Here is an 11,898-nt window from a genome sequence, read left to right on the forward strand (position 1 = left end):
CACAATCGTTCATTGTTACCGAGCGCGGCCACGAGCCGCTCACACGAATGCCTCGTGAACTGATTGTCAAAGACTAGGGTCGTGTGGACTCTTGGGATTGTACCAAGCCGCTTCCGCGGCATTGGATAATCGGTTGGCGGGGAGGTGCCCTGTCTGCGAGGATTGCGGTTGTTGTTGCCCGATCCTTCAGACAGGAGCACCCGATTAGAGAAGTCACCAGGCCTTTTGCGTACTCAGCCGGACACCTCACGCGCTTCACTCGTATGGTTGAGGGAGGCAGACGATTCCCGCCGATATACGCGACGAATTTCTTGAAGCGGCGCCGAGAACGATCTGGTTCGAACGCGGTTCATAGAGCCGTACATGAACTGCAGATGTCGACTACTGCGCGTTCGAATTAACCAGCAAGATTTGGGGAGTATCGCCTCGCTCAAGACTCCCACAATGAAAGGAAGATAATATGCCGTTGGAGGAAACATCTGAGTTGGGGGTTGGCCACGGGGTGCACCACCAACTTGTCGAAAAAGTCTTAAGGTACGCGGATGCCAATCTGAACGCTAGCCTTGATCGGCTCCTCCAATTTCTGCGAATTCCTTCCATTTCATGTGACGCGTTGTTTTCAGAACAATGCTACGACGCGGCTTCCTGGATTGCAGATGAGCTATCAGGCATAGGCTTCGCGGCGTCCGTTAGATCCACTATTGGAAATCCCATGGTGGTTGCGCACAACAAAGAAGCGGACGGTCCGCACGTGTTGTTCTACGGCCACTACGATGTTCAACCAGTCGAGCCACTAGATGCGTGGGATTCGGATCCATTTGAGCCGAGCCTCAAGGAGCAGCCCGACGGCGAAATCCACATTGTTGCTCGTGGTGCGTCGGACGATAAAGGCCAACTTCTAACCTTCATTGAAGCATGTCGCTCTTGGAACGCGGTGACAGGACATCTACCGATAAAGGTGTCCATGTTCTTCGAAGGAGAGGAAGAATGCGGCAGCCCAAGTATGGAGGCGTTCTTGGACGAAGCCGGAGACGAACTGACTGCCGACGTCATGCTGCTTTGCGATACCCACCTATGGAGGGATACGGTACCGGCAATCACTGTAACGTTTCGGGGCATACTGGAAGAAGAGATCGAGATAACTTGCGCTAACCGAGACTTGCATTCCGGTGCCTATGGCAATGCTGCACGCAATCCGATCCAGGTCCTAGCCGAGCTTATTGCGAGCCTAAGAGGTGAAAATGGCGAAGTAGCAATTGAGGGATTCTACGAAGATATACACGAGGTAGATGAACAAATCAAAGCGCAACTATTAAAGCTGGATTTCGACGCGGACGCATTCTTTAGAAATGCGGGGCTATCCCAGTCTGCTGGCGATGCAGCCTACTCAGTAATAGAGCAAGTTTGGATGCGTCCCTCCTGCGAAATTAATGGAATTGTAGGTGGGTATTACGGAGGTGGTCTTAAAACCATCATTCCGTCCAAAGCTCTTGCGAAGATCTCTTTCAGGCTGGTGGCCGGTCAAGATCCAGAAAGGATTCAATCCATATTTCGTGATCACATTCGTGCCAGAACACCTGCCGACTGCAAAGTGAGGTTTGAAGGATACGGTGGCAGCCCCGCATCCGTTGTTTCGGCAAAAAGCCAATATCTTGCCAGTGCACGTGCTGCTTTGAAGCAGGAGTGGAACTCTGAACCTGTACTGATTGGAAGTGGTGGGTCAATTCCCATCGTTAGTGTTGCTAAGCGCCGACTAGGTCTAGAGTCTCTGCCCATCGGGTTCGCGCGGTCAGATAACCGGCACCATAGCCCGAACGAGAAGTACGACCTGTTGAGCTTCCACAAGGGAATTCGCTCATGGATACGAATCCTCGCGGAGTTATCTCGGTGCACAACCCACCAGCCACCGTTCTTCGCTGGGGATAAAACGGGGCAGATCAAGCGTGATGGTCAGCGAAACGATTGATGAAGTCAGTGGAGGGGAAACATTCGTAGTGCCAAAGCATGCCACGAAGTTCCCGCATTGGCGTGCCCGTCAACCTAGTCATATCGCTCAAAGGTTTGGCTTAAAGGCTGAGGCAAAATGAAGCCTAGGCACGCACTCAAGCTCGGCATTATTGGGGGACTGGGCGCTCGAGCGGGAGCAGATATCCTCAATCAGCTGGTGAGCCTGACACCGGTCAAATCTGAGGCCGACCACCGCGAAATTGTGTTCGAACAGAAGCCGTTGATCGAAGCCAGCTCAGTCGGGAGCCGCGATTATTCTCCGACCAGCAGAAAGTTCTATGTTTTCGATGCCCTCAACCGTATGGTTAAGAATGGCTGCGAGGCCGCGGTGCTCCCCTGCTTCATAACGCATACCTTCTTGGAAGAATTGCGCCCCGAATTTGACCTGCAACTCGTTTCGATGACCGACGCCATTGGCGAGCACCTACACGAAAGGTTCGCCGATGCAAGACGTATCGGCGTGCTGACCACACCGTATGTGCGAATGAAGGGGCTGTTCAATCGGCTGATCGGACCAAAAAGGGAGGCGATCTATCTTGGTCAACCGGCTGAAGGTGTGATGATGGAGGCGATTTACGGCCCGTCCGGGTTCAAGGCCGGAGGGCCGACCGCTACCATTGAAGTCGCCATAGACAGCGCGGTGAAAAGTTTAGTTGCGCAGGGAGCCGAGGTGATTCTGCCGGGTATGACAGAGCTTCCCTTGATCCTTCGCGGAAAGCGAGAAATCGGACCAATTCCAATCGTGCCCAGCAACGAAATTTACGCTCGCTACGCCTTGGAGAAGACGGCGGAAGTGAAACCGCGGCCCTTCAAGATCGGGGTACTTGGCGGAATTGGGCCGGCAGCGACGATTGACTTCATGTCAAAGGTTGTCGCTGCAACTCACGCTGCCAGAGACCAGGACCACGTCAAGATGCTCGTCGAGCATAATCCGCAGATTCCGGACCGAACTGCAAACCTCATCGATAAAGGGCTTGATCCGACCCTTGCCCTGTATTCGACCGCAAAAAAGCTCGAGCGAGGCGGAGCCGACCTCATCGCCATCCCGTGCAATACTGCGCATGCCTACGTGGATAGGATTCAACGACATCTTGATATTCCGGTCATCAGCATGCTCGCAGAGACCGCAGATCGGATCAAGAAGTTGAAACCATCGCCTCTTAAAATCGGAATTTTGGCGACATCGGGGACGATAAAGAGCGACCTCTATCAAAACGCCTTGCGTGCGGTCGGTCTCGAACCGCTCATTCCGCACGCTGGCGATCAGACAAAATTAATGGACGCAATCTACGGAGCGACCGGCGTTAAAGCCGGTTTCACATCAGGTGCATGCGTTGATCAGCTAATAGAAGTGATAAGGGCCCTCGAGAATCAGTCTGCAGACGCGATTATCCTAGGCTGCACTGAACTCCCTCTTATCCAACTGCCAGCCACTGTTCATCGGGCAATTCGCCTCATTGACCCGACACAAATACTCGCGGACAAATGCATAGAGCTGTCGAAAGCAAGCTTCGCAGTTGAATGATCTTGCTTATCCCACGCAGGCATCTCGATGCCGAAGTCGCTGAAAGCGATCGTGTAGTCGACGCCATGGACGCCGATGAGGCCGTCCTCGGGCTCCATCTCGATGCCGATCTCGTGGAGCCAGTCCTCATCCTCCCCCGGGAGTCTTGCGAAGCCCAACGAGCGCGGATGACAGCAAAGGAGAAATCAGCAGGACCGACGTCACAACTTGGCTGGCGTGCTGCGCGACCTGATTGACTCAGGACAATCCTCGATACGGCGCTGGGGGCAGGCTTCGGCTGACGCCCGCTAAACAGAAGGAGGAAGGTGCACGATCGTGCGGTAACCAATCCTCGGAGGAGAGCGTGACCGATCGTCGTCAGACAACAGACGCGCAGCACACCAGCCAGCTTGTGGAAACACTTGCACCGGCTTTTGCCTCGGTGCCAGTATTGCCTTGCGCACATTCAGTCGCGACCATTATGAGAGCGCCGTAGCGCAGCGAGCGGATGACTTAGCGGCCCGTTACTCCATCTTGGCTCATATCAGAACTCGATGATCGCTATATCAAGACTGAATTTGACACAAGCACTGCGGCAATCGAAAACCAACAAATAGCCAAAAATCGTAGAACGGGAAGGAAACGATGAGCCTTTGGTATACCCGCAGGCGCTACATGCAGGCGTCGTCCTCGGCTGTCGCGGTCGGGCGCTGTCTTTCTCGTCGGCGGGCTTCGCCGCCATTCTCGGACGAAGTGCGAAGCCGGAAATGTGGCGCCAGCATCAAGCGGATAGAGCGGTCATCGCCTAATCAAGATCGGTAGGAAGTGCGGATCCGTGAATTCCACTCGCAACCAAGATCCCACAACGCGAGCTGCCTAAAGACTGCAGGAACGGATGCTAAGTGTGCGCCCCAAGCGACCGCCGACCGCTTCAGGTTTCATCCAGCAACTAGGCAGGGTCAACCGCGAGACTGGCAAAAAAGGGGACTGCAACATGAAAATCCCTCGACGCAACCTCATCAAAGCGGGCATGGCCGCCGGGACGGGTTTATTGATCCCATCGCTGCTTCGAGCGCAGACATCGCCAGCCGACGCGCGGACCGTCCGTATGGTGATGGGGGACGTCCGCGTCTTCGATCCGATCTTATCGACGGCCAACATCACCTACATGCATGGCTTGGCGGTTTACGACACGCTGTTCGCACTCGACTCCAAGCTTATGCCGCAGCCGCAAATGGTGAGGAAGTGGGGCGTTTCTGATGACAAGAAGACCTATACGTTCGAGCTCCGGGAGGGTCTACACTTTCACGACGGCAGCCCCGTCACTGCGGCGGACTGTGTGGCCTCGATCCGCCGATGGGGCCAGGTGGATGCCGGTGGAAAACTGATCATGGCGCGGGCCCGGGATATCTCGAAGAAGGACGACCAAACTTTCACAATTGCTCTGAAGGAGCCGCTGGGGATCCTGCTCGATACGATGGTGGGGGGGGTTCTGCCTATCATGCGCCAGAAGGATGCAGATCATCCCGCAACCGAGCAGGTGACCTCGAATATCGGATCGGGACCGTTCAAGTTCAATGAGGCTCTTGCGAAGCCGGGTGCGAGCTTTACCTACGACCGTAATGAACAATACGTACCACGCAAGGAGCCGCCCAACGGGTTCGCTGGCGGGAAGGTCGCCAAGGTCGATCGCGTCGTCTGGAACAATATCGCCGATCAGCAGACTGCTGTCGCTGCCTTGCAGGCGGGTGAGGTCGATTTCATCTGGGCGCCACCCGCCGATCTTTTCCCAATGATCGAGAGCGATCCCAACCTTGAACTCCAGATTCTAACAAAGTCGGGCGATGCATATTTTGTGCGTATGAATTTCCTGCGGCCGCCGTTCGACAACGTGAAGGCGCGTCAAGCGATGCTTCACTTGATCGACCAGGAAGCGTTCTTGCGCATCATGAACCCCGACCCAAATTACGTCCACCCCGTTACGTCGATATTTGGAAACAGTACGCCCTATTCAAACGACGAAAATACGGGGTGGTATAAAAAGGAAGGCGACCCGGAAAAAGCCAAGCAGCTCTTCAAGGAAGCCGGGTATGCCGGCGACAAGATCGTCATCCTCCAACCCACGAGTTGGGCGGAGGCGAGCAATGCCTCGAAGCTTCTGGCGGACACACTGCGCAAAATTGGAGTTAACGCCGAACTTGAGCCTATGACCTTTGGAGAGCTTACCCAGCGTCGGGCGAACAAGGGGCCTATCGAGAATGGCGGCTGGAACATCTTTATCTCGAACTATCCCGATTACAGCCTCGGCAACCCGATCAGCACTGGCTTTTTGCTCGCAAATGGCGACGAGGACTGGTTCGGCTGGCCGAAGAGCGACGAATATGAGGCTCTTCGAACCAAATGGGCAGATGTCGAAACGCTCGAAGAGCGCCAGGCACTGGCCCGCAAGATGCAAGGAGTATGGTGGGACTTCGTTGGCTCCGTTCTGCTGGGTCAAATTGTTCGGCCAACCGCGCACCGCAAGACACTCACCGGTCTCCTCTCGGTAACTGGCGGGTACGGTTTCCCAATGTGGAACATGCAGAAGGCCTGAGCCTAATGGCTGCCTACATCCTTCGCAGATTGGTCTCGACCATCGCTGTCAGGGCGACGTAGGCCAGTTCTTGGCGGATCATCAGGTGGCGATAGCCAGGGCATGGAATGGCACAATGGAATTCCTTAAGGCTCAGGGCGCGCCCCTTGATTACCAGTGGAACGAAGCGGAGCTTAGCCCGCTTCACTGGGTCGTGACGAAGGACACGAAAAACCGGGCCGTGGCCTTGCGGTTTGTGGCTTACCGAAGCCTCCGCGCAGGCGCAAACTCGTCTCAACAATCTCATCTTTATGGTCCGTTCAATCGCGCTGCCTCGCCCGAGAACATTGACAAACTATTCTTCCGCGACCTGGCATACTGGCAGGCGCAATTCCCTTCCGGCAAAACTAAGACCGAAGTGCTCGTCGAGCGCTGGGTCCAATGGGTAGCCAGCTCGTGACTACCTTGTTCCCGTGCCATGAGCCCGGCCATCGCGTGGCCGGTCCACAATCACGAAGCCTCGCTCTTGCTTGGCTCCGGCAGCGCTTCTGCTCGGAATCTTCTTCTTTGCCCCGCGCTCGCCTGGTCAACGAATTATCCCGGCACAAACCTTCCTGCTCAGGGGCTTCTAAATTCCTGCATCGAACAGGCAGTTGTTGGAGACGAGAGCCGAACGCTTCGGTCATGGTCGATAGACCCACCTTGCGCGGATTAACTGATCAATATCCAAGTCTTCGGGCGGGCGAACAAGGGCTTGTCGAGAACATATCGCGCGAACCTTCGATGAATTGGTAACCAGGGAGCTATCCAAATGAGATTGAGCGAATATGTTGAGCAAGATGCCACCGGTTTAGCCTCTCTTGTGAAGGCCGGCGAGGTGACGCCCGTGGAATTGACGCGACTAGCCCGCGAGGCGCATGACGAGATCAACTCTCGCATCAATGCTGTCATCGAGATCTATCAAGATGCCGAGACTGTTACGGGCGCGGACGGAGGCGTCTTTCACGGCGTACCGTTCCTTCGCAAGGATATCGGCGCTACCGAAGCTGGCCGCCTTCAGGAAAAGGGGAGCCGTCTGTTCGAAGGCTATCGCCCCCAGACCGACAGCTTTTATTTTCGTCGCGCGCGAGATGCAGGGCTCCGTACAATCGGGAGAACAACACTCCCGGAGCTTGGTACCTCAGGAATGAGCCAATCCCTTCTCAATGGCATTACCGGCAATCCGTGGAATATGGAACGATCCGCGGGAGGTTCGTCCTCGGGAGCTGCCGCGGCGGTTGCGGCCGGCATCACTCCTATTGCACATGCCAGCGACGGCGGCGGATCAATTCGCATTCCCGCTTCCTGGTGCGGCCTTGTCGGGCTGAACCCATCCCGCGGGCGTGTATCTGGTGGGCCGAACGACCAAGACTCGTGGTTTGGCTTTAGCCGAACATTTGTTCTCTGTCGGACGGTGCGCGATATGGCCGCCGCATTAGACGTCTTTTCGGGTCCTCATCCCGGAGATCCATTTATCATCGCCCAGCCTAGCCGCCCTTACTTGGACGAGCTATCTCGACCTACCGGCACTCTCCGCGTCGGAGTCGCGCGAACCAAATGGGGAGGGTCTGACGTCGAGCCGGAGGTCCTTCAAGCAGTCGATACGATTGCCTCGCTTCTTGAGGAAATGGGCCATCTAACTACGGAGATCGACCCGCCATATAATCCCGAGGAGAGGACGAGGATCTCGCACGGCAGCCGCGCACTCAGTGCAAAAGCAATTGAAGATGCGGCGCGGGCCATGGGCCGAACACTGGACGCGGCCACCTTGGAACCGGTCAATCTCAAGCTTTATGAACACGGCCGAAACCGTCCACCTGCTTCCATCGGAGACCTACTTGAAGATATCCGGAGATTCCGGTTCCGTGTCGGCGAGGCGATCGATGCCTTCGATATATTGTTGACGCCTACGATGCCGATCGTTGCCCCGCCGCACGGAGCCATCTACTGTACTACCCATCCGACGGTTTCCGCCGTGGAATTCATGGATGCGGATGCTGCGACCGCGATCTATGGGTACATGGGTGTATTCAATATCACCGGGCATCCATCGGTGTCGCTACCGTTGGCCCATAGCGCTAACGGCTTGCCAATAGGCATTCAAATCGTCGGCCGTTTCGGTGACGAGGCAGCGTTGGTGCGTATCTCGCGCGACCTGGAAGAGGCATGCCCATGGCGCCACCGAAGACCAAGCGTGCGAGCGGGCGCGTAATATGCAAAAATGTTCTGGTAGAAGGATGATGTCCGTTTATCAGTTCTTGGGGCATCCGCATGAGGTCATGCGCCACGCGCAAGTTCTTGTCGCGATCTTTCTTCGGATTGATCGGATCAGGATGATCTTCACGTTGATTCTCCTGTTCGTTGGCAGGAGGGTCACCTCTGGCGATGAACCTCATCCTGCAGCGCGCTAATAGTGATAGCCGGCACCTTCAAGACCCTTCGACCATCCCTTGCGCGGCTTCGCAGAATGCCAGATTGGGGCATTCGCGAAAGGTATCGCCCTAGGACTTGGGGCGAAAATCGAGTTCAAGGATCGGCGGCTCGCATTTCGAGGTGGGGCTTGTTCCGCCGCATTGTTCGTGATGCAAACTCTGCCATCGTGAGGAAGCGGGTGAACGCCGGCCAGCGGCGCAGCATGTAGTTGATGGCATTGACCAGACCGTGGTTGCGCGAGAGCTTGGCAAGCTGGGCGATCAGCCTGGCGTGAGGTCATCCATCAGTGGAGCGCTGCGCTTCTGGCGGGAGCGGGCACGCGCTTTGGCACTCAATCCGTTGATCTCGCGCTCGATATCGAACTGGGGCATTGAGGCGCCGCACCGCCTCCAGTGCGATCAGGTAGATTGTCCCTGTCCGTTCGCCGCGGCTCTTCTTGCGTGCTGCTCCCTCAATATCCGCCGGTTCGAAGACTTGCGGCGCGCATGGCGGCCGTTCCGGCTTTTCCGCAGGACAAAGTCCATCTTGATCGCAGATGGACCTCGGCAATATTCCATATTTGACCGGCGCGCCCATCGCGACGAAATTGGCTGAAGAGCGACCTGCGGCTGGACACCAAACGGCATTCGAATAAGGCAACTTCACACACGCGAGGTCCAGAACTGTGCGGAACTGCAGCGTCTTGCGGTTTAGGTACACACGTCAATGGCTCGCGCGATCCAGCCTTTCGCAACCATTGGCGACGGTGATGTCCTCTATGCTGATTCAACAGGTCAAGTGGTCGGCGAGCAACGCTCAGATATCGCCCCCTCGGCTTTCGGTGGAATGAACGTCGGGGATCTGGGCGCGATTGCCTCAGAACTCATGTGGGACGCCATCTTGGCTTCCGGGCCGGATCAACCGCAAGCTGCCGAGCCATCAGAGATCTGACTGCAAGTTCCTTTTTTCCTTATCCAAGTTCCTGCCGGCGCTGTGGTTCTCTTCGCGGTTAACGCTGGGTCGCCGCATGTTAGCGTTCAGTTTTGGTAAGTGTGCCTCGTACCAGCGTCAATGGCGGGGAAAATAAGGCGTCGATTGCTCAGTTCTGCCAGCAGGGGCTGTCGGCCGCTCGATCAACAGCGTGATTTGAGGTGGAAGCTCTCCTTCGTGGAGGAGGAGGATCATTTCGTCCAGTTCCTTGTCCGCTTCCGTGAGACGATGGTTGAGGCGAAGGTAGTCGGTCCAAGTTGGCGTGCGGAATGTTTCTGTCCATTGCAAAGGCCTTTGAAGGTTGCGCTGGAGAGTCCAGTGCCGAGCACCGACGCGGCTGTGTACATGCCGGCGCTCGCGCATGAGGTCCAGGAAAGCCTCGACATTTTCGTCGAGTACCAGATACTCAACCTTGACAACGATGGGACCGCTTCTCGGCTTCAGCTCAAGCGCGACTGCCGGGGCGTTGAATTCCTCCAAAGGATCGGGTTCTGACTCGTGGCGCTCGCGAAGAGGAAACAGAACACCGGCTCCAGCGACCAACATCAGAGCTCCCGCGGAACCATCCAGCGCCCAGGTCAGGGAATAGTTTTGGGCCACCATGCCCCACACCCAACTGCCGGCCGCTATGCCGCCATCTATCAATGCATAGTAGATCGAGATGGTGCGCCCCACGACCCAGCGCGGGCTCGCCAGTTGCACGCTTACACCAAGCCCGGACCAGGCGGTGACCCAACCGGCGCCACCCAAGGCGAGCGCAATTGCTGCCACTGCTATCGACGAGGTCAGCGCAAGAGAGAGGGTGCACGCCGCGCAGGCGACGCAGGAGAGCTTCATCAGCCATTCTTGAGACAAGATCCGTCTGAACATGTTGTTGGAGATGCCGGCGATGACAGCGCCCGTTCCGAAGCCGCCCATGAGGGCGCCATAGGCGAGCGGTCCTCCTCCCAGCTGATCGCGGACAACCAAGGGCAGCAGCGCGAGTATGGCGATGCTCGCCAGGCCAAAGAGGGTTCCGCGCGCGCTCGCAGCCTTGATCTCGGAAGACATTGCCGTGAAGCGCAGCCCGTCATAGATCGCCATCCTCATCGACTCACGCGGGAGAGGTGAGGACCGAATCTTCCACTTGCAGCGCCAAATCGTCCCCAGAGGTACCAGATAGCTGAATGTGGTCACGGCGAGAGCCGTCACAAGCCCGAACGAGGCAACCACGATGCCACCGAACGCCGGACCCACTGTCCGGACAGTATTGAAGCCGAGAGAGAGCAGGGTGACCGCAGCGGGAATATGACGTCGCTCCACGATATCGCCAACCGACGCTTGCCAGGCGGGATCGTTGAGAGCACCGCCGCATGCAATCAAAAAACTAAAGCCGAGGATCATCCACGGGTCGACAAAGCCCAGCGCCACAAAAGCGGTCAGCATCGCAGATGCCATCGCCATAAGGCATCGGCCGGCGAACATGACCCTGCGACGGCTGAAATTGTCGGCGAGAGCCCCGGCGAAGACGGATAGGATGAACGCGGGCAGCGTCGATGACGCCGGCACCAGCGCAACCATCAAATCGGAAGTCGAGACTGTTGCCATCAGCCAGCTGATGGCGACAGTCTGCATCAGCCAACCGAGACTCGAAACCTGCGTGGCGAGCCAGATCGAACGAAAGGTCGGGTTTCTGAGCGGCGCAAATGCCGCTGGCGAAATTGGATCCTCATCTGCGCCCGCCACCCTGCCCATCGCTCCGACCGATCGTTTCCCGCCGAGCTACACCACTTAGCGGGACACGATCCAATTACCGGTCGGCTCGCGTCAAATGCAGTTTTTGTATTGTCGTCATCTGGCAGCGAGATGGTTCCGAAGCTTCCCGACCTACAGCCTGCCGCCAGCCAATAAAACCTATAGCCGCGATATGGCACCGCTAACCACCTCGCCGCCGTAAACGGGGGACACGGTTCCGGCGAACAACAGTGACGTGATACGTCACCTCCAAGGCGATCGGGCGATGCTCAGTGGTGAACTTCAAAAATCTGCGTGCGTCCAGCGGCGGCGCACAGCCACTGTCCCATCCGGATCCAAGTAAATGAATCTGAAACCGTTCTTCGCCAAGTCGATCTCGCTTCTAATGACGACTATATGATCGGCGGTTTCCTTGGGCAGGCGGCGTCATCTCAAAACGCGATGGCAGCGGCCGGGACATTATATTGGCGAACTCGATGCCTAGTGGCGCATACTTGGCGGGCAACGGTTCCAACTGCCTCCGGGCCGTCAACGCAGACCGGCAGAAATCGAGCGAACTGAAGTGCAGATCAAAGACGTCCTCCTTGCGCCTGGCAACGGCGCATTCTTCTATGACGATCAAGTTGCCATTAGGTCAGGC

The 11,898-nt window shown here is 56.7% G+C and carries 7 protein-coding genes and 1 pseudogene; 6 read left to right on the forward strand and 2 right to left on the reverse strand.

All coding sequences use genetic code 11. From position 1 onward, the window contains the following. Positions 1-460 precede the first annotated feature (460 nt). The 5 genes from AC0L3D_RS34745 (at position 461) to AC0L3D_RS34765 (ending at position 8,334) form a co-directional block, all read left to right on the forward strand. Positions 461-1,966 carry a M20/M25/M40 family metallo-hydrolase gene (locus AC0L3D_RS34745; RefSeq protein WP_473647333.1) on the forward strand — a complete coding sequence of 502 codons (1,506 nt, stop codon included), beginning with the start codon at positions 461-463 and terminating at the stop codon, positions 1,964-1,966. A 117-nt stretch (positions 1,967-2,083) separates the two neighbouring features. Then, positions 2,084-3,532, forward strand: a complete 1,449-nt coding sequence (gene cuyB / locus AC0L3D_RS34750) for a cysteate racemase (RefSeq protein WP_473647334.1) — start codon at positions 2,084-2,086, stop codon at positions 3,530-3,532. 973 nt (positions 3,533-4,505) lie between these two features. Next, entirely contained in the window at positions 4,506-6,104 is a 1,599-nt protein-coding gene (locus tag AC0L3D_RS34755) for an ABC transporter substrate-binding protein (protein WP_473647335.1), read from the forward strand. Between the two features lie 115 nt (positions 6,105-6,219). Next, entirely contained in the window at positions 6,220-6,543 is a 324-nt protein-coding gene (locus tag AC0L3D_RS34760) for a hypothetical protein (protein WP_473647336.1), read from the forward strand. A 351-nt stretch (positions 6,544-6,894) separates the two neighbouring features. Continuing rightward, positions 6,895-8,334, forward strand: a complete 1,440-nt coding sequence (locus AC0L3D_RS34765) for an amidase (RefSeq protein ID WP_473647337.1) — start codon at positions 6,895-6,897, stop codon at positions 8,332-8,334. 345 nt (positions 8,335-8,679) lie between these two features. Here the strand turns inward: AC0L3D_RS34765 and AC0L3D_RS34770 are convergent. Continuing rightward, positions 8,680-9,032, reverse strand: a pseudogene (locus tag AC0L3D_RS34770) (IS66 family transposase); the annotation flags it as partial. Between the two features lie 228 nt (positions 9,033-9,260). On the opposite strand from AC0L3D_RS34770, the gene AC0L3D_RS34775 reads away from it, so the two are divergent. After that, positions 9,261-9,485: a hypothetical protein gene (locus AC0L3D_RS34775; protein ID WP_473647338.1), complete on the forward strand. Its 225-nt coding sequence runs from the start codon at positions 9,261-9,263 to the stop codon at positions 9,483-9,485. A gap of 117 nt (positions 9,486-9,602) precedes the next feature. On the opposite strand, the gene AC0L3D_RS34780 is transcribed toward AC0L3D_RS34775, so the two are convergent. Next, positions 9,603-11,258 (reverse strand): MFS transporter, encoded by a 1,656-nt coding sequence (locus AC0L3D_RS34780; protein ID WP_473647339.1) that lies wholly within the window; start codon positions 11,256-11,258, stop codon positions 9,603-9,605. Positions 11,259-11,898: the final 640 nt, after the last annotated feature.

Source organism: Mesorhizobium sp. WSM4837 (genome assembly GCF_055811435.1).